Raw genomic sequence first — 24687 nt, forward strand, 5'->3', positions numbered from 1 at the left:
AATATTCTTTACTAAAAAAATTAATTAATTGATCAGTTAAGTTCATAGAATTGACTGTAAAACACAAAAAAATAAAAAAAAGTACGATTGTTTTAAAAAACATTTTTTTTCCTTTTTATTTTATATTATTTTTTATTATGAAAGTAATTAAAACTATTTTAGACATTACATATTTACTGAACAAGTAATCTAGATATATAATTCTATATAAAATAATACTGACACAGTAGAATCTATAAAACATTTTACATTTATTTTCAATTTGTAATTAAATGTAAAATTTTTTATTTACATAAATCATTATCAACATTTTTATATTATCTTATATATTAAAAAAATAATAATAACAAATACACAAGGAGTTTTATATGTTACATGAAATAAATACATTGTTTCAATTGGGTCAATGCGCATTAAATATTTATGCAAAGAGACAAGAAATTTTAGCATCTAATATAGCTAATGCGGATACACCTGGATATAAAGCAATGGATATTGACTTTAAAAAAGAAATAAAAAAAATAATTAAAAAAAATAATATGAAAAATATTGATGTAAAATTACACAAAACATCTCCTCAACATTTTAATACTTATAAAAATACTCAATCTTCATTGAATATTATACCAGTGATTTCTAATGAAATAAAAGCCAATGGTAATACAGTAGATATGAATAGAGAAAGAATTGAATTCATAAAAAACAGTTTGAAATACCAATCAAGCTTAATTTTTATGAATAATGAAATCAAAAATATCATACATGTGTTGCGAGGATAATAATTATGTCTTTACTCAATGCTTTAAATATTGCAGGATCAGCTTTAATAGCGCAATCACAAAAAATTAATGTCATTGCAAGTAATTTAGCTAATTCTGAAAGTATGATATATAAGAATGGTAAATTCTATCCATATATTGCAAAAAAAGCAATATTACAAGTTGATCCTCAAAAAAATTATTTAATTGGAAAGGTAAAAGTGTCAAAAATAGTTAATATTTCTAATCCATACAAAATGATATATGATCCTAATAACCCAATGTCCAATAAAAACGGTTATATAATGACATCTAATATAAATCCAATTACAGAAACTATTGAAAATATTGCAACTTCAAGAAGTTATCAAGCTAATATAGAAGTGCTAAAAACAATTAAATCTCTGGTCTTAAAAACATTAACACTAGGAGAGTAAAATAATAATGAATTATTTTATAAATAGTAATCACAATGTGAATCCACCTGAATATAACACCGGTGTTAATAATAATATTTATTCATTAGATTTACAAAAAAACTTTTTGCGCTTACTAATTGCACAAATTAAAAACCAAGATCCCATTGATCCTATGAAAAATACAGAATTAACATCACAATTAGCTCAAATCAATACAGTTAGTCAAATGGCAAAATTAAATCAAACAGTTACAGAATTAAATAATCAAAATAAACAGAATCAAAATATTCAAGCATCATCATTAATTGGACATCATGTCCTTATACCAAGCACAAAATTAATACACCAAAAAAACATAGTAACAACATTTGGTATAGAGTTATTAGGCCCAGCTAAATTAGTAAATATACAAATTAAAGATCACGAAGGTAATATTGTATTTGATAAAAATATACAAGATATGCAGTCTGGTTTGTATCATTTATTATGGGATGGTAAAAATTTAAATCACGACGATGTAGACACTGGACAATATACTCTAGATGTTACTGCTAAAAATTATTATAATAATAATATCAATATTAATACTTTTAGTGATTCTTTAGTCAAAAGTATTATAACATCTTCACCTAATACGGCTAATAATATTCTTGTTAACTTAGATAGGGCTGGCACAACTAATTTTTCAAATATTCATGAAATTTTTGCATAAGATATTATTCAATTAAATAGGAAAATAATTATGTCGATTATGAATGCAATTAGCGGATTAATGGCTAGCAGTAATTATATAGATGTTATATCAAATAATATTGCTAACGCATCAACTACAGGATTTAAATCCAGTACTATTTCTTTTTGTGATATTGTAGAACAATCTCGCATGGCAAAAAATTTTATAGGTGCAGGTACGGCAAGATCTAATCTTGTACAAAATTTTAATAATGGTCCTTTAATTAATACAGGTAGAGATTTAGATATAGGCATTAATCAAGAAGGATTTTTTCGCGTAGTAGATTCTCACGGAAGAGCACATTATACAAGAAATGGTCAATTTTCTCTAGATAAAAATAAAAATATTGTAAATATGCAAGGATTATATTTAACAGGTCAAAATAAAGATTATGCAAATAGTAACAAAATACATAGTATGCATTTAATACCAATTAACTTAAAAAAAAAATTTATATTATTAGCAAAACCCACTACAAAAATAAATTTTAGTCCCGTGTTAAACGATACTCATATAGACGATCAAAATGATAATACAATCATCCCATATAATACTAGCTTTACTATTTATGATAAATATGCTAACCCCCAAAAAATAGATATAATGTTTGAAAAAGATAAAAAAGAGAGTAATACATGGAAGGCGTATATTAATTCGAGAAATATTAATGATAATTCTCTCGACCATAAAATAGAAGAAGTTTTTACAATGAAATTTAATGATCAAGGTCAATTGACATCTCCTTCTGTTTTTATGATTCTAAAAACATCTAAAAATTTTTTACATCAATCCATTACTTTAGATTTAACAGGAACTGTAGTTAAACAAGATAGCAAATTATTTTTTGATCCGCTTTTTCAAGATGGATATTCAGAGGGTGTGTTAAAAACATTTGATATTCTTGATAATGGCGAAATTATGGGTACATATTCGAATCAAAAAATTTTTCCGATTGGACAAATTATTTTAGCAAAATTTATTAATCCCGTAAAATTACGACCTGAAGGTTCAAATTTATGGGCATCCACAGTAGAAGCGGGATCAGAAAATCTTGGTATCGCTGGAAGTATGGGATTTGGTAGTTTGAGAAGTAAGAACTTAGAATCATCAAATGTGGATTTAAATAAAGAGTTACTTAATATGATTATAGCACAGAGAAACTATCAATCTAATGCTCAAGTCCTTAAAACAGAAGATAAAATTCTTAATACTCTAGTGAATTTGCGATAATAGAAATATGTAGAAAGAGGGTATAATGGAAAATATAATATATAATTCTATGATTAGTGCAAATCGCCTATTAAACAAACAAACTATAATAGCTAATAATTTAGCTAATATTTCAACTTCTGGTTTTAAAGAAGATTTTATGTATTTAATTAAAAAAAATCATCACGCAGATATTGATCTTGAAATTTTATCTCAAATACAAGAAAAAGAATATCATAATTTTTCCTCAGGATTTTTAGATTATACACATAGAAATTTAGATATATTCATTAAAAGAAATGGCTGGTTGGCTGTCAAAGATAATTCCGGAAAAGAAGCATATACAAAAAATGGTCATTTAATGATTAATGCAAATGGACAATTAGTTGCACAAAATCATCCAATAATCGGGCGTAATACACCAATTCAAATACCCCCAAAAGCTAATATAAAAATATTATCTAATGGAGAGATAATAAATACTAAATATAGAAAAAACAATATTATAAAATATAAAATTGGAGAATTAAAATTAGTTACATTACCCATAAAAAAACTTATCAAAAAAAATAATGGATTGTTTTATATTGATAACTCTAATATTAATACCCGTTCTATACCACATGATAGTAATATAAAAATAGTTTCAGGTGCTTTAGAAAAAAGTAATGTTAATCTTACAAAAAATATGATTGATATGATGTCTAATGCTAGACAATTTGATATGCAAATGAAAATGATATCTACATATGATCAAAATACAGAATATGCAAATCAGTTGTTAAATATAAATAGCTAATATATAATACAGGATAAGATTATGATTTCTTCTCTATGGATTTCTAAAACTGGTCTTGATGCACAACAAATTAACATGAACGTTATTTCTAATAATTTAGCTAATATTAGTACTAATGGATTTAAACGATCTCGAGCTGTTTTTGAAGATTTAATGTATCAAACCATAAGACAGTCCGGAACAAACTCATCAGAAAACACGCTGTTGCCCTCTGGGCTACAGTTAGGAGCTGGAGTAAGGCCAATCTCTGCTGAAAAAATATATATTCAAGGTAATATGATTAAAACAGAATCTGCTACAGATATTGCTATTAATGGAGAAGGTTTTTTTAAAATTGAATTAGCAGATGGAAATATAGCATATACCAGAGATGGTTCATTTAAATTAAATGAAAATGGTCAATTAGTAACTAATTCTGGATTTCCCGTTATACCCGCTATTGTAATTCCACCTCATGCCTCCAGTATTAATATTGGTAGAGATGGAATTGTCAGCGCTAATATAAAAGGACAAACACAGCCTACTGCAATTAGTCAAATCAGTTTAACAAACTTTATTAATAATGCTGGCTTAGAAAGTTTAGGTGAAAATTTATATCAAGAAACTCAATCATCAGGAATGCCCATGGATAGCAATCCTGGAACAAATAGCACAGGATTACTATATCAAGGATATTTAGAAACTTCCAATGTAAACGTTGCAGAAGAATTAGTTAATATGATTCAAACACAGAGAGCATATGAAATTAATAGTAAATGTATTAGTACTTCTGATCAAATGTTACAGAAATTATCACAGTTATAACATTTTTTTTGACCATAATACGATATCATTATAGAATATATTTATTAAAAAAATTATTTATACTACACTAATATCATTAAAGGTAATTTTTTCGTGGTAAAGTTATTTACTTACACAATTAAATGGTTTATAACTGCTATTATTTACCTATCAATTAATAGTTGTACATATTTTTATAAACAATCTGTAATAGAAGATATGCATCCAAATATTACAGAATATATAGAATCAGATATTAAAAATGAATCTTTGTTTAAGGAAAAAAAACTTATAAATTACGGATACCAAGCTTTATTTGAAGATCATCGACCACATAATATCGGAGATATATTAACCATTGTTTTGCAAGAAAATATTAGCGCCAGTAATAGTTCATCTGCAGATATTAGTCATAATGCTTCTTCTAATGCGGGATTTTCTTTTATACCAGGTCAATTTAATCCTATTTTTGGTATTAACGTTCAAGATATACAAACAGGATTAGATAGTAAAGGAAAACATGGATTATCGGGAAGAGGCAGGAATTCTGCCAATAATAAATTCACGGGTCTTATAACTGTAACCGTGCAAGATATACTTCCAAATGGAAATTTAAGAGTCACTGGAGAAAAACAAGTAACAATCAATCAAGCAGAAGAGCTTATTCGATTTTCAGGTGTCGTTAATCCTAAAAATATTAATCAAAAAAATTTAATTGCATCTACTCAAGTAGCAGATACTCACATTGAATATATTACTAGTGAAATGTTTAATAAAATAAAAAAAATGGGATGGCTTCAAAAAATATTATTAAAAATATCACCCATGTAGTATTAATAAAAATGTAAATTATTAAAGATATTTAATCTCATAAGGAATATTATCGATCCTTATGAGGGATATTAAAATATATTTTAATATTAATAAAAAATTTTTATAAATAATCATTTTTATAAAAAATAAAATATTTATGTAATTTTATATAGATTATATAATTTTCAAAGAAAATATATTTATAAAGGTTTTTTTATGTTGAAAGTTATCATATTGTTACCATTACTTTTTGTGATATTTTTTAATTCATATTCATATGCCGATAAAATACGTGATTTAGCCAGTATTCAAGGAATCAGAGAAAACCCGCTTATTGGTTATGGTTTAATAGTAGGATTAGATGGTACTGGTGACCAAACAATACAATCACCATATACCACTCAATCTTTGAATAACATGCTAACTCAGCTAGGTGTGAATTTATCGTCGAATAATAATATGAATTTTAAAAATGTAGCTTCGGTTATTGTAACTGCGAAGTTGCCACCATTTAGTCATTTAGGTGAACAAATAGATGTGACAGTGTCTTCTATTGGTAATTCTAAAAGTTTAAGGGGAGGAACATTGTTAATGACTCCTCTAAGAGGAGCTGACAATCAAATTTATGCTATTGCACAAGGCAACATATTGGTGGCAGAAAGAAATAATATAGATAAAAAAGCCAGTTTTCTTCATAGTAATGAGGTCAACGCAGGTAAAATTAACAATGGCGCTACAATTGAACGTGAAGTCAATAATAATTTTGGAAAAAATAAAACAATTAATTTGCAATTAAATAAAGAAAATTTTAGCACAGCACAACGTATTAGTGATATGATTAATATGAAATACCAAGATATGGCTAAACCAATTAATTCAAAAACTGTACAATTAAGTATGTTAGAACACGATACTTCATATGTTAATACTATTGCAAACATTGAAAATATAGATGTTCCCATGCCGTTACAAGAAGCAAAAGTCGTTGTCAATGCTCGAACTGGATCAGTGGTAATGAACCAAGAAGTACAATTAGGTTCTTGTGCAATTTCTCATGGACAATTATCATTATTGATCAATCAAGAATCACTACAATCTTCATTGTCAGAAATAAGAATGAATATACAACAAAAGAAAAAATTATATAAACAAATCAATCAAACAGCTTTAGTAAAATTAAATTCTTTAAATAATGCTAATTTAAACAATATAATTCAAGCCTTAAATATATTGGGTGCAAGACCTGAAGAATTAATGTCTATTTTACAATCGATGAAGAGTGCTGGCTGTCTTCATGCTAAATTGGAAATTATGTGATGAATAATCATTTATTACCTTTCTATATATCAGACTACAGTTCTCCATGGATCAATACATTAAAATATCGAGATCCAAAAAATAGTGAATTAAAAACAGCGCAAGAAGTAGAAAGTATTTTTATTCAACTGTTAATAAAAAATATGCGGAATACTTTACCGAATAATAGTTTAGTAGATAATGATCAAAGTCGTTTCTATACAGATATATATGATCAAAAAATTGCTCAAGCAATGACAAATAAAGGAATGGGCTTGACAAATATTATTTTACAAAATATAAATAAAAAACGAACAGAATAAAAAGACCATGCAGTTAAATAATATACTCATTAAAAATAAATAAATTTTTAAAGAGTATTATAAATAGAATATCATATAAAAAAGGAAAAGATTATGAGTTCCATTATAACATCAACTCTTTCTGGAATGAATGCAGTACAAGAAAGCATTAATTATACTGCAAACCATATTAAATCTCCTCAATATAATAATGAAAACCAAATATCAATAGAAAACAATATTGATCCTCATGATTTAAATCCCGGCGTACAATCTAAACAAGTATATGATGAATATTTAGATTTTCTTAAAACAGAAGAACAACAAAATAATACTAAGATTAGCGCGCAAAAAACAAAAATTTCTCAATTAAATAAATTAGAAAATTTATTACGTGAAAAATCTACTTTATTTAATAAAACGATTAATGATCTATATAATCAAATAGAACAAGATATAGTAATAAAACATCATACTCATATAAATGATACTATAGAAGATAAGTTAGCGAGTATTATTGTCGAAATGAGAGACTTTGACAAAAAAATGACTGCTTTAGAGACAGAGACTAAAAACGCTATCCAATCTAACATTAATCAGATAAACGAAATTCTTAATCAAATTCAAGAAGCAAATGTACAGCTTGCATGTTTTCCTGATGATGTTATGACAAAGAAAAAAAAAATAACACTAGAAAAAAGAGAAAAATTAGAAATTGCATTACAAACAATTATTGACGCAAGAGTATTAAAAAATAATAAAGAATACAAAATAGCTTTATCTGATGGAAAATATCTTATAAATAATAAAAACAAAACTAATCTTATCTCTATTATTTCTCAAAATGATCCTCAGTATATAAGTGTGGCATATCAAAATGAAAATAGCACTAATTCATTAATTGATATAATAGAACCTGTTATAACTAGCGGTTCTTTAGGTGCATTATTAAAATTTAGCAAAGAAGATTTATATAATACTCGTAACAAAATTGGACAATTATCTTTAAATTGTCTTGATAGTGTTAATTCGTATCACATGCTTGGATACGACCAAGATGGAGAATTAGGTGAAAAAATTTTCCAATGGGATAATCCAGAAGTAATTTCTACGCATGCGAGCGCACCATCTGAATTAGTATCAGCTATGTGGAGTTCTAGTAGTAAAGCAAAATCTAGTGATTATGAAGTGACCTTTAAAGGTGATACATGGACAGTAAAAAGATTATTAGATAATCAAGATATTAAACCAACAGAAAAAAAGAAAAAAAATGAATACCCTCTTACCTGTCTTGAATTTGATGGAATAACATTAAATATTAAAAGTAGACCGAAAGATGGTGATTTATATGAAATTAGACCATATAACAAAATATTTAATAAATTAAGAATAACAATTAAAAAGAATTCTCCTTTTGCATTTTCATCAACAAAAGATAAAAATCAATTAAATTATAATAATGCTTTAATAATGAAAAAATTAAATAAAGATTGGTTGGTTAACCAATCTGAAACACTTGATGAATCTTATAAAAATTATACTAAATCTGTTGTGCACAAGCGTCATATATTAGAAGAGAATCTGAAATTTAAAGAAAAATTAAAAGATGTTTTCATTGAAAAGAAAAAATCAATGGCTAATAATATTGAAACAGATTACAAGACTTTAAGTTATCAACAAAAATGTTATATTGCTCATACTAAAGTATTAAAAATGGCAGAAAAAATTCTGAATGAATTGCTTTCAGTATCTCACTAATTATTAATAATTAATTTTATCTTTAAAAAAATAAAAACTTACTCAAAAAGTAAGTTTTTATTTTTTCACAATATAAAATATTAATATTGATTTATTTTATTTTTTTAATAGGGGAATAAGAATGATTTTTTGTATTATAAGCTTTTGAAAAAATTTTTATTTTACGATAAGGTTTAGTAATCAATAATTTAGAATGCATGATAGATTTGTTTTTGCTATATGCAACTGCATTGGAAACCTTGGTTACAGGTGCGCTAGCTTGTTGAATCTGATTTTTTTCTTTAATTGATGTATCAAAAAAAAATCTTCTTTTTTCTATATAACGTTTATTTTTTTCTTCTGTTGTAATGAATTTCTTATTATGTAAATAATATTTTTTTATATTACTTTCTATAAAATGATTTTTATGAACATTGATATAATCTTTATATTTTTTAATTTGAGAAAAATGATAAGAAAAAAAAATTCTCTGATATAACATGATAAAAAAAATATTATTTTTTATAAACAATTTGTCATTTATAAGGATTGATTGAGATTTTAGTTTTTTTGGATTAATAGTAATACTATTGCTTATTTTTCGATTTAACATGATCAATAAATTATTATTATAACTTGTATTCAAAGATAGTTCTTTTAACAACCGTTTAGTGATAACAGTGATTGATGAACAAATAATATCACTATTCTTATATCCGTATTGTGGAGTGCCGATACGAAAAAAATTAGATTTTTGATCAATTCTGGAACAAGGTATAAAACTATGAAAATCAACTGTATCATTAAGATAAAATTTTTCTCTACTATTTTGATACTCAAACAATAAATAATTTTTTAATTTTATATTTTTTATATAATATTGATTAAAAATATTTTTTTTTATTGGTTTTCTTAGAAATATTTGATATTTTTCCTTTATTTTCTTTATTTGAAAAAAAATATAATTTTTTTTAATGTTTAGATATATATCGTATAAAAAATGATATCGCATCTTTTTTCTATATATATTATTGTTTATGTTTTTATCATTTAATACCATTGTCGAAATATTAAAATTTTTACTGTAGATACTATCTGGTAATAATATTTTTTTTTTATTAAAAAAAATATTTTTTATTAAAAAAAAATTTTTTACCCAAGATACTATTTTTCTAATAGTAACTTTATAGTATGATAAATATCTAAAGATTGTTAAAAAATAATTATCATGTATAAAACCATGTTCTTTTTGAATAGTAATATCTTCGTAATTATTATTTTTTGTGTGAAAATTATTTATTAAACAATTTTCTTTATTTTTTTTCTCTAAAAAATCTTTTTTTATATAAGAAGTAATATTATTATTTCGACACTGAACTCGATCGTAACTCATAGACCTGGTCATCTCTCCTTTTTTGGTTCTAAAAACAGAATAATGAGGAGTTTTCATATTTTTATTAGGAATAATAATAGTTTTTCCACCAGATTGTCGTTTTTCAATTGCATACACTTCATTTCTTTTTTCATTAAGCAAATAACAAGCTATTTCTATAGGAACAATAGCATGTACTTCGTATGTGTTGTTTTTTAAAGCTTCTTCTTCAATTAATCTTAAGATTGATAAAGACAATGATTCATTGTCTCTAATTGCACCAGTACCCTGACATCTAGGACAAATATGATGACTAGATTCTCCTAAAGAAGAACTTAATCTTTGTCTTGACATTTCCAATAAACCGAATTGAGAAATTTTTCCCACTTGAACACGAGCCCGGTCTTCACGAACAACTTCACGTAATCTATCTTCAATAGTTTTTTGATGATTAATAGGACTCATATCTATAAAATCAATTACAATCAATCCCCCCAAATCACGTAATCTTAATTGTCGAGAAATCTCATACACTGCTTCAAGATTAGTGTTAAAAGCGGTAGATTCAATATCTGCACCTTTCTTAGAGCGAGAGGAATTAATATCAATAGCTGTTAAAGCTTCAGTACTATCAACAATAATTGATCCTCCTGATGGAAGTCTAACTTTTCTTTGATAAGCAGAATGAATTTGTGATTCAATTTGATAATAACTAAAAAGAGGAACTGATCCTGTATATAATTTTATTTTCTTTAAAAATTCTACACGACCCAGAACAATCATATGTTCATGAGCAAGATTCAATATCTTTACATTGTCTATCAAAATTTCACCAATATCTTTTCGTAAATAATCTCTAAACGCACGAAAAATAATATTACTTTCTTGATATATTAAAGAGGGTGCTATTTTTTTTTTTGCAATTTTTTTTATAGTATTCCACTTATTTAATAAAATGGATAGATCTAATTGTAAAGATTTAACCGATTGTCCAAGGCTAGATGTTCGTATAATCACTCCCATACTTTTTGGTATATTTAAAGACAAAAGCGCCTCTTTTAACATAAATCTATCATTACCTTCAATTCTTCTAGAAACACCATATAAATTTAAATTATTAGGCAGTAATACTAAATAACTACCAGCTAAACTAATAAAAGTTGTTAAAGCAGCTCCTTTTCTACCTCTTTCTTCTTTATCTATTTGTATAATAATTTCTTGTCCTTCTTTTAAGAATTTTGTTATATTAAAATCTTTAGGAGGTACTGTATCTACAAAAAAGCATTCTTTACAAATATCTTTAAATGGTAAAAAACCGTTTTTTTCTGCTCCATAATCTACAAATACTGCCTCTAAACTAAGTTCAATACGAGTAATTTTTCCTTTATAAATATTAGATTTTTTTTGTTTAAATCCAGAACTTTCTATATTCAGATCATATAAACGCTGACCATCAACTAAAGCAACACGCAACTCTTCTTCCTGAGTTGCATTAATTAACATTCTTTTCATTATAACATTTTCTCTCTTATTTTTATAAATAAGTTAATATATTAATAAACATATAAACTGTTAAAAATTATTATTATTTTATTTAAAATATGTATAAAAATAAGTGTTTTTATAAAAAACGTTGTCACATAAAATATATAATATAATTTATATATAAAATAAAAAAATAATAATCTGAATATTCTGTAAATAAAATGAAATTAAAAAATGTATTTAATATACAAATTTATTTAATAATCTCGATGATTTCAAACAAAAAAATATCTGAACCTGGTATAATTCTAAAAATATTTAATATAATATAATTATTCATATATTTATATTTATAATTATATTATAATTAAAAAAATTAAAAAAATTGCTTCAATAAAGAGATTTTTTTAATGAAAAATAAAATATTACCTATATCCCATATATATATTAATGAGGATATGATAAATCAACGCATAGATAATTTTTTAATAAAAAAATATAAAAACATACCCAAAAGTGTTATTTATCGTATTATAAGAACAGGTCAAGTACGCATAAATAAAAGAAGAATAAAACAATATTATAAATTAAATATTGGAGATAAATTAAGAATTCCACCTATACTCATAGAAAAACAAAAACAAAATTTTATTAATAAGAATTCATTTCCAGATTTATCAAAGAATATTATATATGAAGATAATTATTTATTAATTATTAATAAACCATCTGGTATAGCTGTTCATGGAGGTAGCGGTCTTAATTTTGGTGTCATAGAATATTTTAGATATATACGTCCATTAAATGGTTTTTTAGAATTAGTTCATAGAATTGATCGTGACACATCAGGCATTCTTATATTATCTAAAAAAAGAATATCACTGTGTCATTTACATAAACAATTCAGAGAAAAAAAAATAAAAAAAGAATATATAGCATTAGTACATGGAAAATGGCCTTTAGATATAAAAAAAATTTCTGCACCTTTGCTTAAAATTCAGTCTATCAATCATCCTAAAAAAGTCGTTATTCACAAAAATGGAAAATATTCAGAGACATACTTTAATATAAAGAGGAGATATTGTGCAACAACTTTAATGCATATAATACCCAAAACTGGTCGTACACATCAAATTCGCGCACATGCTTTACATGCAGGACACCCTATAGTATTTGATAACCGTTATGGTAAAAATAATTTAGATATCAATATAAAAAAAATAACAAATATAAACAGATTATTGCTACATTCTTTTAAAATGTTCTTTATACATCCTAGTGATGGTAAAAAAATGCACATAATCGCACCATTAGATGCTCAATTCGAAAAATTTTTAAATATTCTTCCAGAATTTTAAAAAGATTAATATATATTAATTATTGTAAAACACTGAATATTTAATAAATATTGTATTCATATGAGTATTAAAATCTTGATATCCTATTGTCAGTATTGATATATAAAATATATTATATATTTATTTAATAATAAAAAAGAGAGTTTTGATATGGCAGTACAAAAAAATAAACCAACTCGTTCTAAAAGAGGTAAAAGACGTTCTCATGATTTTTTATCATTACCTACTTTATCTGTAGATAAAAATTCAGGAGAAACACATATTCGTCATCATATTACTAAAAATGGATATTATAGAGGAAAAAAAGTTATTTAAAAAAATGGCACTTTTAAAACGTGCCATTAATATATTATTAATGATCTATATTATATAGATCTCAATATCAATATAATATTGAATATCAATATCGACATTATCTTCATAAAAAATAAAAAAATTTTACATGATATATTTTATTAAGTAATTAGGATGATTATCATGACTTTTTTTGCAATGTTATTTCCAGGACAAGGTGCTCAATATATAGGAATGTTGTCTTCTTTTTTCGATAAACATTATATTTTTAAAAATACTTTTGATGAAGCCTCTCATCATGTCGGGATAGACGTTTTAAAATTAGCTAAAGAAGGTCCTAAAAGAACAATTAATACTAGCAAATATACACAAGTGATCATACTAACTGCATCAGTATCAATATATAGATATTGGCAACAAAAAAATGGAAAATCACCGATTTTTATGTCTGGACATAGTCTTGGTGAATACTCTGCATTAGTATGTTCAGATGTACTCAAATTTTCTGATGCAGTTAAAATTGTATTTTTGCGCGGTGAATTAATGCAAAAATCTACAATTCATCGACCAACAGCAATGTATGCAATTAATGGTTTAGAAAAAAAAAAGTTAAAAATATATGTTCTATTTTTTCAAATAATAATATAGTATCTTTATCTAGTATTAATTCAACCACTCAAATAGTTATATCAGGTGATAAAATAGCTGTACAAAAAGCTAGTATATTCTGTAAAAAACAAGGCGCAAAATCTATACACAATTTGAATATCAACATTCCTGCACATTGTCAATTAATGAGGCCTATTAGTGAAAAGCTAAGAATAATATTAGATAAAATTACCATTAATCCACCAATAATACCAATCATTAATAATGTTGATGTAAAATCTGAAACATCAAAAAAAAATATTATAGATGCATTAATTCGACAACTGTATAACCCAGTAAGATGGAAAGAAATAATTGATTGTATGCTATCAAAAAATATTTTTTACATGCTGGAAATAGGACCTAACAAAATATTAACTAATATAAACAAAAAAAATAAAAAGATTACCACATTAAGTACAAATAATTTTAAAAATTTTTTAATATCTTTTAAAAAAATTAACAAAAGACTATAATGAATACTCGAAAAAAAACTGCACTAGTGACTGGTGCTACTCGTGGAATAGGAAAAGCGATAGCTGAAAGATTCGTTGAAAAAGGCATTTACGTAATAGGTACTGCAACCAGCTTATCTGGAGTAAAAAAAATTAATAATTATTTAAAAAACTATGGTTTTGGTATTATTTTAAATTTACGAGATACCAATTCTATTACTAAAACAATCAAAAACATTTATTGTCAAAAATATATTATTGATATACTTATCAATAATGCAGGTGTGAAAAAAGATAATTTATTAATAAAAATGACTGAAGCAGAATGGGAAGATGTAATTAAAATTAATCTTATTTCCATATTTTATCTATCTAAACTTATCGTCAATTCTATGATAAAAAAAAGAGCGGGGAGAATAATAACTATTAGCTCCGTCATTGGTTATATGGGTAATAAAGGGCAAATTAACTATAGCTCTTCTAAATCAGGGCTTATAGGATTTAATAAATCATTAGCTTTAGAAGTAGCTTCCAAAGGTATTACTGTAAATATTGTTGCGCCTGGTTTTATTCAGACAGATATGACTCAAACATTAAATCCCAATCAATATAAATGCCATTTATCTAATATTCCTATGAAAAGATTAGGCACAGTTGAAGAAATAGCAGAGGCTGTAGTATTTTTATCTTCTAAAAAATCTTCATATATCACTGGCCATACATTACATGTAAATGGCGGTATGTATATGATGTAAATCATATAGTACTTTTAAAAACAATTATCTTTTAAAATGGAATAAAAATGAATAATATTAACAATAAAATAAAAAATATTATTGCTGAAAAATTAGATATTAAAAAAGAAAAAATCTATGATCATTTATCTTTTGAAAGTGATATGAATGCAGATTCTCTCGATAAAGTAGAACTTATTATGGCTTTTGAAGATGAATTCAATTTAGAAATTACGGATGAAGACGCTCAAAAAATTAATACTGTACAAGAATCAATCGATTATATAAAAAAAAATGTTCTGATTAAAAAATAATATTTATAATCATTATGCTTAACAATGCTATATACAGTATATAAAAAACGTTAATGTATAACTATTTTCAATTTATCGAGTTATAAAATAATGATTAAAAATAAATTTATTGTCATTGAAGGATTAGAAGGGGCGGGAAAAACAAGTGCTTGTATTTTTATAAAAAAAATATTAAAACAAAAAAATATTAAAAATATACTTTTAGTACGTCAACCAGGCAGCACGCTAATTTCAGAAGAAATACGCCATCTTATAAAAAAAAATTTTTATAATGAAGAAATGGTTAAAGAAACAGAACTTCTACTAATGTATGCAGCACGCGTGCAATTAGTTCAAACTATTATTGTACCTGCATTAAAAAATGGTATATGGGTTATTTCAGATAGACATGATTTATCTTCATTTGCTTATCAAGGCGGAGGTTTAGGTATAGATAAAAAATTTATTATCATATTAAAAAAATTTTTATTCAATAATCTCGACCCAGATCTTACTATTTATTTAGATGTTCTTCCTGAAATAGGGTTAAAGAGAGTATTTAAGAGAAATATTTTAGACAAAATTGAAAGTAGATCTTTAGACTTTTTCTATAAAACAAGAAAAAGTTATTTAAAAAATATAAAATTAGACAATAATAGTATTACCATTAATGCTAATATGAATATTGACTCTGTCAATAAAAATATAAAATATCAACTTTTAAAATGGCTTCAATAAAAATTTATATGATATGGTATCCTTGGTTAAAAAAACTTTATAAAATAATTATTACACAACATCAAGTGAAAAAAGCACACCATTCCATTTTAATAAATACAATGCAGGGTATAGGAGTATTTGAACTTATTTGGCATGTTAGTGCATGGCTTTTGTGCTCAAATCGAGTAGGCAAAAAATTATGTTATTCATGTTACGGATGTAAAATGATGCTGTTAAAAAATCATCCTGACTGGCATTCTATCATTACAGAAAAAAATAAACTATGTAATGTAACTGATATTCACAATATACAACATAAAATCTATCAATGCTCTCAGCGAGGTGGTAACAAAATTATTTTTATATCAAATATTGATCAACTAACAGAGTCAGCAGTCAACGCTTTATTAAAAATCATAGAAGAACCACCTAAGAATACTTGGTTTTTTCTTGTAAATTATAACTGTCTGTATTCATACCCTACATTAAGTAGTCGTTGTGTTATATATAACCTACCTATTCCTATGGAAAAAAAAAGCTTATTATGGTTAAATCAAGAATTAAAAAATAACGATAACACATCATATTTAACTGCATTAAGAGTGAATGCAGGATGCCCTATTACGGCAAAGAATTTTATTAATGGAGAAATATGGAAAGAAAGAATATATTTTTTTCAAAATATTTTTTTTTCTTTTAAAAATAAAAATTTAATAAATATGTTATCGATTTTAAACGATCATAATATTATTGTTAAAATCAATTGGATATGTTTGTTATTATTTGATGCGATTAAGTTTAATATTAATCAAAAAAATTATATTAGTAATTTAGATCAAATGCCATTAATTGATATGCTTTCTCGTAACTATTCTGATTATCATTTAGATCAAAGTATTCATGCGTGGATAAAATGTAAATATAGATTAACCACTATACTTGGTATTAATCATGAACTGATATTACTAGATCAATTGTTATTATGGGAAAAAATTTTAAATTTTTCGTTCACTTCTTAAATTTATATAAGAGATAAAATTATGTTATTAATTGATTCTCATTGTCATCTTGATCAATTGAATTATAATATAATACATAAAAATATAGATGATGTTTTACGTAAATCATATCAAAGTAATATAAAAAAATTTTTAACCGTTTCTACTTCTGTTGAAAATTTTTATATAATAAGAAAATTATTTAAAAAATATCCATCCATATTTTATTCGTGTGGTATTCATCCTTTATATTGTCATACAGAATTAGAAAAAATAAAACAAATAAAAAAACTATCCCAAAGTGAAAAAGTAATTGCATTAGGTGAAACAGGATTAGATTATCAATGTTCAGAAGAAAATAAAAAAATTCAAAAATATTTTTTTCGAAAACATATTCAAATAGCTATTATTCTAAAAAAACCAATTATTGTACATTCTCGTAATGCCATACAAGATACCTTAAAAATATTAAAAGAATATAGCAATCAAGGGTGTTACGGTGTATTACATTGTTTTACAGAAAATTATAAATCAGCATGTCAATTATTAGATATGGGTTTTTATCTTTCTTTTTCTGGTATTATTACTTTCAAAAATTCTATTCTACTTCAAGAAACGATAAAAAAAATTCCACTAGATCGTTTATTAATAGAAACTGATTCACCTTATTTAGCACCAGTACCTTATAGAGGAAAAGAAAATCAACCAGCATATTTATTGAATATAGCAAAAAATATTTCTATCTTAAAAAAGATAGATCTTGAATACCTAGCATATATTACAACAAAAAATTTTTATACACTATTTAATATATAATTATATATACAATAAATATCTTTTAAAAAAAATAAATTGTATTATATATTATATATATTGGAGTTTTTTAAAATATGTTTCAAAATACTTTTGCGCACCTTCAAAAGATTGGTAAATCATTGATGTTACCTGTTTCTGTTCTCCCTATTGCTGGTATATTGTTAGGAATCGGTTCAGCTAATTTTCGATATATACCAGAAATAATTTCACAAATTATGGCGCAAACAGGTGGTTCTGTCTTCAATAATATGCCTTTAATTTTTGCCATTGGCATTGCACTTGGCTTCACTAAAAACGATGGTGTTGCTGCATTAGCTGCAGTCATTGCTTATAGTATTTTTATTAAAACCTTATCTGTGATAGAGCCAATTTTTTTACATAAAACTATAGAAGAAATACAACACGAGCATTTATCTGATACTGGTATATTAGGAGGTATCGTCTCTGGTGCTATAGCAGCATATATGTTTAACACATTTTATCGGATTCAATTACCTGAATATTTAGGTTTTTTTTCAGGAAAAAGATTTATTCCTATTATTTCCGGACTATCAGCAATAATAATCGGATCAATAATGGCTATTATTTGGCCTCCGATTGGTTCTATAATTCAAATTTTTTCTCAATGGGCGGCATATCAAAATCCCATGTTAGCTTTTGGTATTTATGGTTTAGTAGAAAGAGCATTAGTACCTTTTGGGTTACATCATATATGGAACGTTCCATTTCAAATGCAAATTGGAGAATATCAAAATAGTCTTGGACAAATTTTTCATGGAGATATAGCAAGGTATATGGCCGGTGATGCAACAGCTGGAAATTTATCAGGAGGATTTATTTTTAAAATGTATGGATTACCTGGCGCTGCTATAGCTATTTGGCATGCAGCCAACAAAGAAAATAGAGCAAAAATCGGAAGTATTATGCTTTCCGCAGCATTAACTGCTTTTTTAACCGGTATTACTGAACCGATTGAATTTTCATTTATATTGGTAGCTCCTATATTATATGTCCTTCATTCTATTTTAGCAGGCTTATCTTTTCCGCTATGTATTTTATTGAATATGCGTGCAGGAACTAGTTTTTCTCACGGTTTTATAGATTTTATAATATTAAGTGGTAATAGCAATAATGTTGTACTTTTTCCTATAGTAGGAATCATGTATAGTATTTTATACTATATAATATTTTATTTATTCATTATAAAAATGAACTTAAAAACACCAGGACGAGAAATAATTAAAAAAAATATTTTCACTAAAAGCAATTCTGAAATAGCGCCATATATTATTGATGCTTTAGGTGGAAAAAAAAATATTCACAATTTAGATGCATGCATCACTAGACTACGAGTAACTGTTATAGAAATATCAAAAATTAATAAAAATGATTTAAACAATCTAGGTGCAGTTGGAGTTTTTATTTCCGGATCAGGAGTACAAATAGTATTTGGAACTAAATCCGAAAATATTAAAACTGCTATGGATGAATATATGCATCACAGATAAATATATTATATGTTGTATTAAAAATTTTAAAAAATAATTTAATATAACTATATTTATTAAATAAATGCAGGATTTACATGAAAAATAACAATATTTTTGAGAAAATCATTAAAAAAACCATTCCATCAGATATTGTATATCAAGATGAAATCTTAACAGCTTTTAAAGATATAAAACCTATTGCACCTACACATATATTAATAATACCTAATATTTTTATCTCATGTGCTAATGAAATTAATAAAGAAAATTGCTATATATTAGGGCATATGTTTTATATTTCTACTATTGTTGCCAAAAAAGAAAAAATTGATCAAGATGGATACAGAATAATTATTAATTGTAATAAAAATGGAGGGCAGGAAATAAATTATTTACATATGCATTTATTGGGAGGTAAAAAACTTGGAAAAATGTGTTAATATATTTTAATGATTTTTATATAATTCAAATAGTAGTTCAAAAACTTATTAAGTGTATATTCTGAAATTATAAATATAATTATGTTTATATATAAATGATGTATTATTATTTGTAATTTTAAAAATAAAATATTTAATATCTAAGACAAATGTTGTTTTGTATCTCTTTCTAATAATATTCAATAAAAAATATAAAGTAGTGGCACTTGAACGTATTTTATAATTATATATATTTAATTATTACAAAAAATTTTTTTAATTTTAATAAAATAAAAGTGCCACTCTTATTTTTTTTTATTTAAACTTATGTTAGAATTAATATTCTAAAAATTTTTTTAATATACATATGATTTTTATAATCTAAAAAATTAAATATATTTTTAAAAAATATAACGAGATCTACATAATATTATTTATAATATATACAAAATTTTATAACTTTTTATCATTATTGAATAATATTTAATCTGTTATGATTCATAATAAAATTATTAATATAATGAAAATATTTTATATATTAAAAAATAGTTATATTCTGTACAAAAATAATATTATTTAAAATTTTATATAAAATAAAATTAATGTTTAATATAAAAATAAAATATGTTATTATACATGTCGTATTAAAAAATAATATTACTTTAGTATATAGAAAACACTGTTTATTTTTTTCTTAAAAATCTGCATTACGTACTGTTCTTGGAAAGGGAATGACATCTCTTACATTAGAAATCCCGGTAAAATAAGAAATTAACCTTTCAAAACCCATACCAAATCCCGAATGCGGAACACTTCCATATCTACGTAAATCACGATACCACCAGTAATCTTTCTTGTTTAATCCAGCTTCTAATATACGTTGATCTAATATAGAAATACGATCTTCACGTTGAGATCCACCTATTAATTCACCGATACCAGGAACTAATATATCCATTGCAGATACAGTTTCTTGATCATCGTTTAGTCGCATATAAAAGGCTTTTAACTTTTTAGGATAATTTAATATAATCACTGGAATTTTAAAATGTTTTTCTACAAGATAACGTTCATGTTCAGAAGACATATCCATACCAAAAAAAACTGGTTCATTAAATAATTTTTTAGAATTTAATAAAATACTTACAGCATCTTTATATTCCAATCGTATAAAATTCATATGTAAAAATGATTCCAAACGAGAAATAATATTAAAATCAATATTATTCTTCAAAAAATTAATGTCTGATGTAGCATGTTGTAATAAATATTCACAAATATATTTTAACATTTTTTCAGCAAAATTTGCTATTTCATTTAATGTCATAAAAGCTGATTCCACTTCTAACATCCAAAATTCTGCTAAATGACGACTAGTATTGGAATTTTCTGCTCGAAAAGTTGGTCCAAAATTATATACTTTCGATAAGGAACATGCATAAGCTTCTAACGTTAACTGTCCAGAAACCGTTAAAAATGATTCTTTTCCAAAAAAATCTTTCTTGTAATCAATAGTATCATTTTTATTATTATTAATATCATCTATATTTAGTGTAGAAACACGAAACATTTCTCCTGCACCCTCAGTATTTAATCCTGTAATAATAGGTGTTGGAATCCATAAATAACCATTTTCAGAGAGAAATTTATGTATAACTTGAAATAATGTATTTCTTATACGTGATATTACTCCAATTAAATTCGTTCTCGATCTTAAATGTGCAAATTCTCTTAAATATTCTATGCTATGCTTTTTTGCGGACATAGGATAATTGTTTGGGTTTTCAATCCAACCTAATATTATAATTTTTTTAGCTTTAATCTCATATTTTTGTTTTTTTCCAATAGAAAGTACTAATATTCCAGTAATTTGCACTGAACAACCAACAGTCAAATGCAATATTTCTTTGTAATAATTAGACAATGTGTTAATAGCGATGATTTGTATAGTATATAAGGAAGAACCATCATTAATAGTAAGAAAAGAAAATCCGGATTTAGAATCACGACGATTTTTAATCCATCCAAATATTGTAATAGTGCTATTAATCATAATATTATCTTGTAAAATTTCTAATACTGATGCTATTTTCATTACTACTTCCTGTCATTTTATTATTAATAATCTATCAAAATAATTAATGTTTAAATAATTAAATAAATATTTTCAGGAAATTTTTATAGATATATATTTTCTTATTCAATATTAATTGTATAATATACATGATTTATATTTTTGTTAAATACCAATATTAAATATTAACTAAAAATAATTTACGGTAAATTAAACGCTTTATATAAAGATTCTATAAAGTGATTATCTAAACAAAAAGTTTTACCGGGGCTATCAGATAACTTAGCTACAGGATAGCCATTACATTTTACTAATTTAATTACAATATTTAACGGCTTTACATAAGGAATATCACAAGTTAATATTGTACCCATCCCAAATATTATATTAATTCTATTATGAAATTTTTTATAAATAGAAATCATTGTGTGAAAATTTAAATTGTCTGAAAAAAGTAATGTTTTAGTACCAGGATCAATACCTAAACGTTGATAATGTTGAATCGCTTTTTCTCCCCAAATAATTGGATCGCCTGAATCATGCCTTAATCCTTGATAAAGACGAGAAAAATAAAAATTAAAATCACGTAAAAAAGCATCCATAGAAATACAATCTGTAAGTGCAATAGATAAATGATGCTGATACTGATATAACCACATATGTAAAGCTAAAATTTGACTATTAGCTAAATTAATGCTAATTTGCTGATGAGCTTGAAACCACTCGTGTGATTGAGTTCCAACTGGTGACAATTTTAATATACGAGCTATATGATAATTACTAGAACCAGTTAAAAAAGGAAAATTTTCTTTCAATCTTTTAACAATAGAATATTGAACATCATAAGAAAATCTTCTTCTAGTACCAAAATCAACAATTTTTAAACGAGATAAATCTAAAAATTTAGTATCATGATAAAATTTTTTTAGTTTAGAATCTAAATAATGTACTGCAATTTTTGGAGTAATATGAGGATAAGAAATTTTATAAAACACTTCACTAATAAGAGCTAAAATGGGAACCTCCCATAAAATAACTTCCTTCCATAAACCACTAATACGAATATGTAATTGACCACAATAATTGTTAATTTTAACTTGTGAAATATTATAGCGAAATTGTTTAAGCCAATTCAAATATTCATGTTTAAAAAATGGAAAAGATTTTAGATATATATATTCTTCATGACTTAAAAATAAAGATGTCATCATTTTGATTTGCTTTAATAAAATATCACTATAACAACCTAATATATTATCTCCTCTACAAATTAATTCTGCTACCACCGTTGTATTCTTATAATGATAAAAAACTGCTTGTTGCATATGAATTTTATAAGCATCAGTATCAAGTAATGTTTTTACTATAGGATAATTATATATTTTCATGATATTTACTTTTTATAAATATTTTTACATATTATATATTTTATATTTATATTTATACTATAAAAATATTAAAATTAAAAAAATTAACACGTATAATTTAACAAAATTATAGATAATTTAAAATAATCTAAATTAGATTATCAATTCTTATAAGATATTATCTTATATTTAACATATTTATTAGATAATTGATAATTACATACATAATTATTGAAAAAATATTCTAAATATTAAGGACATGACAATGTTTTATTATTTTATTCGGAAAATTATATTTTTAATAGAACCAGAAGTGGCTCATAAATTGATATTAAAATATCTTTATTCCCAGCATATACAAAAAATAATTAATTTTTTTCTTCAACCATTGCCTAAAAAAAAAATAAAATGCATGGGTTTAATATTTGATAATGTGTTAGGCACTGCTGCAGGTTTAGATAAAAATGGAGAATACATTGATGTTATATCTAAATTAGGATTTAGTTTTATTGAACTAGGTACAGTGACACCCATTGCTCAAATAGGCAATCCTAAACCAAGATTATTTAGATTGATTCATATGGAAGGAATAATAAATAGAATGGGATTCAATAATTTAGGAGTAGATAATTTAATTAAAAATATAAAAAAATCTGATTTTAAGGGTATTATAGGTATAAATATAGGTAAAAACAAAGATACAAGTATACAAAATGCTATTAATGATTATTTAATATGTATAGAAAAAACATATTGCTATGCTAGTTATATTGCCGTTAATATTTCATCACCTAATACTACAAATTTAAGAAATTTACAGTATGGTACAATGTTTGATCAACTCTTAATGCACATAAAAAAAAAGCAAACAGAAATGTGTCGAAAATACTCAAAATATGTCCCCATAGCCATCAAAATATCACCTGATTTATCTACAACAGAAATAATACATATTTCGAAAAAACTAATAGAATACAAAATTGATGCAGTAATTGCAACTAATACTACTATTGATTACTCATTGATAGATAATAAAAAAAATAATCAAAAGCAAAATGGTGGCATTAGCGGTTTGCCTTTACAAAAAAAAAGCACTGAAATAATTCATATTTTATCAAAAATTTTAAAAAACAAAATACCAATTATTGGTGTAGGTGGTATAAATTCTGTAGACTCAGCTCAAGAAAAAATACAAGCGGGAGCCACTTTAATACAGATGTATTCAGGATTAATATTTCATGGACCCGCAATTATTAGAAAAATAATCAGAAAAGTATAACTAACATATATAAATAAGTTAATGTATCAATGACGT

At 24.8% G+C, this 24687-nt stretch carries 25 protein-coding genes; 22 read left to right on the plus strand and 3 right to left on the minus strand.

The window, feature by feature from the left end; all coding sequences use genetic code 11:
* The first annotated feature begins 368 nt into the window (after positions 1-368).
* From flgB to AB4W59_RS01525, 10 genes are all read left to right on the plus strand, one after another.
* Positions 369-779 (plus strand): flagellar basal body rod protein FlgB, encoded by a 411-nt coding sequence (gene flgB / locus AB4W59_RS01480; RefSeq protein WP_367672898.1) that lies wholly within the window; start codon positions 369-371, stop codon positions 777-779.
* A 5-nt stretch (positions 780-784) separates the two neighbouring features.
* Positions 785-1195 carry a flagellar basal body rod protein FlgC gene (flgC, locus tag AB4W59_RS01485; protein ID WP_367672899.1) on the plus strand — a complete coding sequence of 137 codons (411 nt, stop codon included), beginning with the start codon at positions 785-787 and terminating at the stop codon, positions 1193-1195.
* 7 nt (positions 1196-1202) lie between these two features.
* Positions 1203-1889 carry a flagellar hook assembly protein FlgD gene (locus tag AB4W59_RS01490; protein ID WP_367672900.1) on the plus strand — a complete coding sequence of 229 codons (687 nt, stop codon included), beginning with the start codon at positions 1203-1205 and terminating at the stop codon, positions 1887-1889.
* A gap of 30 nt (positions 1890-1919) precedes the next feature.
* A complete protein-coding gene (locus AB4W59_RS01495; protein WP_367672901.1) occupies positions 1920-3140 on the plus strand; it encodes a flagellar hook protein FlgE in 1221 nt (406 codons plus the stop codon).
* Between the two features lie 25 nt (positions 3141-3165).
* Positions 3166-3918, plus strand: a complete 753-nt coding sequence (flgF, locus tag AB4W59_RS01500) for a flagellar basal-body rod protein FlgF (RefSeq protein ID WP_367672902.1) — start codon at positions 3166-3168, stop codon at positions 3916-3918.
* Positions 3919-3939: 21 nt separating this feature from the next.
* Complete coding sequence (flgG, locus tag AB4W59_RS01505) at positions 3940-4722, plus strand: flagellar basal-body rod protein FlgG (protein ID WP_367672903.1); 783 nt, start codon at positions 3940-3942, stop codon at positions 4720-4722.
* Positions 4723-4815: 93 nt separating this feature from the next.
* Positions 4816-5532 (plus strand): flagellar basal body L-ring protein FlgH, encoded by a 717-nt coding sequence (locus AB4W59_RS01510; protein WP_367672904.1) that lies wholly within the window; start codon positions 4816-4818, stop codon positions 5530-5532.
* Positions 5533-5730: 198 nt separating this feature from the next.
* Positions 5731-6831 (plus strand): flagellar basal body P-ring protein FlgI, encoded by a 1101-nt coding sequence (locus tag AB4W59_RS01515; protein ID WP_367672905.1) that lies wholly within the window; start codon positions 5731-5733, stop codon positions 6829-6831.
* Entirely contained in the window at positions 6831-7133 is a 303-nt protein-coding gene (locus AB4W59_RS01520; protein ID WP_367672906.1) for a rod-binding protein, read from the plus strand. The genes AB4W59_RS01515 and AB4W59_RS01520 overlap by 1 nt, the downstream gene beginning before the upstream one ends.
* A gap of 93 nt (positions 7134-7226) precedes the next feature.
* Positions 7227-8870, plus strand: coding sequence for a FlgK family flagellar hook-associated protein (locus AB4W59_RS01525; RefSeq protein WP_367672907.1), 1644 nt, complete (start codon positions 7227-7229; stop codon positions 8868-8870).
* A gap of 91 nt (positions 8871-8961) precedes the next feature.
* Here AB4W59_RS01525 and rne read toward each other — a convergent pair whose 3' ends face one another.
* Positions 8962-11733, minus strand: coding sequence for a ribonuclease E (gene rne, locus AB4W59_RS01530; RefSeq protein WP_367672908.1), 2772 nt, complete (start codon positions 11731-11733; stop codon positions 8962-8964).
* A 383-nt stretch (positions 11734-12116) separates the two neighbouring features.
* On the opposite strand from rne, the gene AB4W59_RS01535 reads away from it, so the two are divergent.
* The 11 genes from AB4W59_RS01535 to AB4W59_RS01585 all read left to right on the plus strand — a co-directional run bounded on the left by AB4W59_RS01535 (position 12117) and on the right by AB4W59_RS01585 (position 19952).
* Complete coding sequence (locus tag AB4W59_RS01535) at positions 12117-13064, plus strand: RluA family pseudouridine synthase (protein WP_367672909.1); 948 nt, start codon at positions 12117-12119, stop codon at positions 13062-13064.
* A gap of 150 nt (positions 13065-13214) precedes the next feature.
* Positions 13215-13379, plus strand: a complete 165-nt coding sequence (gene rpmF / locus AB4W59_RS01540) for a 50S ribosomal protein L32 (RefSeq protein WP_367672910.1) — start codon at positions 13215-13217, stop codon at positions 13377-13379.
* Between the two features lie 162 nt (positions 13380-13541).
* A complete protein-coding gene (locus AB4W59_RS01545) occupies positions 13542-14006 on the plus strand; it encodes an ACP S-malonyltransferase (RefSeq protein ID WP_367672911.1) in 465 nt (154 codons plus the stop codon).
* A 113-nt stretch (positions 14007-14119) separates the two neighbouring features.
* The gene (locus AB4W59_RS01550; protein ID WP_367672912.1) at positions 14120-14482 is read left to right on the plus strand and encodes an ACP S-malonyltransferase; all 363 of its coding nucleotides are present in this window, start codon (positions 14120-14122) and stop codon (positions 14480-14482) included.
* Positions 14482-15216, plus strand: coding sequence for a 3-oxoacyl-[acyl-carrier-protein] reductase (gene fabG, locus AB4W59_RS01555; protein WP_367672913.1), 735 nt, complete (start codon positions 14482-14484; stop codon positions 15214-15216). The genes AB4W59_RS01550 and fabG overlap by 1 nt, the downstream gene beginning before the upstream one ends.
* A 47-nt stretch (positions 15217-15263) precedes the next feature.
* The gene (acpP, locus tag AB4W59_RS01560; RefSeq protein ID WP_367672914.1) at positions 15264-15509 is read left to right on the plus strand and encodes an acyl carrier protein; all 246 of its coding nucleotides are present in this window, start codon (positions 15264-15266) and stop codon (positions 15507-15509) included.
* Positions 15510-15599: 90 nt separating this feature from the next.
* Positions 15600-16226 (plus strand): dTMP kinase, encoded by a 627-nt coding sequence (gene tmk / locus AB4W59_RS01565; protein WP_367672915.1) that lies wholly within the window; start codon positions 15600-15602, stop codon positions 16224-16226.
* Entirely contained in the window at positions 16214-17227 is a 1014-nt protein-coding gene (locus tag AB4W59_RS01570; RefSeq protein ID WP_367672916.1) for a DNA polymerase III subunit delta' C-terminal domain-containing protein, read from the plus strand. The genes tmk and AB4W59_RS01570 overlap by 13 nt, the downstream gene beginning before the upstream one ends.
* Before the next feature lie 21 nt (positions 17228-17248).
* On the plus strand, positions 17249-18022 hold the full coding sequence (locus AB4W59_RS01575; protein WP_367672917.1) for a TatD family hydrolase: 774 nt from the start codon (positions 17249-17251) through the stop codon (positions 18020-18022).
* Between the two features lie 74 nt (positions 18023-18096).
* Entirely contained in the window at positions 18097-19530 is a 1434-nt protein-coding gene (gene ptsG, locus AB4W59_RS01580) for a PTS glucose transporter subunit IIBC (RefSeq protein ID WP_367672918.1), read from the plus strand.
* A gap of 77 nt (positions 19531-19607) precedes the next feature.
* A complete protein-coding gene (locus AB4W59_RS01585) occupies positions 19608-19952 on the plus strand; it encodes a histidine triad nucleotide-binding protein (protein WP_367672919.1) in 345 nt (114 codons plus the stop codon).
* Between the two features lie 673 nt (positions 19953-20625).
* Here AB4W59_RS01585 and asnS read toward each other — a convergent pair.
* Both asnS and pncB read right to left on the minus strand, forming a co-directional pair.
* Positions 20626-22026, minus strand: coding sequence for an asparagine--tRNA ligase (asnS, locus tag AB4W59_RS01590; protein ID WP_367672920.1), 1401 nt, complete (start codon positions 22024-22026; stop codon positions 20626-20628).
* A 179-nt stretch (positions 22027-22205) separates the two neighbouring features.
* Complete coding sequence (gene pncB, locus AB4W59_RS01595; protein ID WP_367672921.1) at positions 22206-23393, minus strand: nicotinate phosphoribosyltransferase; 1188 nt, start codon at positions 23391-23393, stop codon at positions 22206-22208.
* Between the two features lie 244 nt (positions 23394-23637).
* On the opposite strand from pncB, the gene pyrD reads away from it, so the two are divergent.
* Complete coding sequence (gene pyrD / locus AB4W59_RS01600) at positions 23638-24651, plus strand: quinone-dependent dihydroorotate dehydrogenase (protein ID WP_367672922.1); 1014 nt, start codon at positions 23638-23640, stop codon at positions 24649-24651.
* The last annotated feature ends 36 nt before the right edge of the window (positions 24652-24687 follow it).

The organism is Buchnera aphidicola (Cavariella theobaldi) (assembly GCF_964059165.1).
In the GTDB taxonomy this organism is placed as follows: Bacteria; Pseudomonadota; Gammaproteobacteria; order Enterobacterales; family Enterobacteriaceae; genus Buchnera; species Buchnera aphidicola_BO.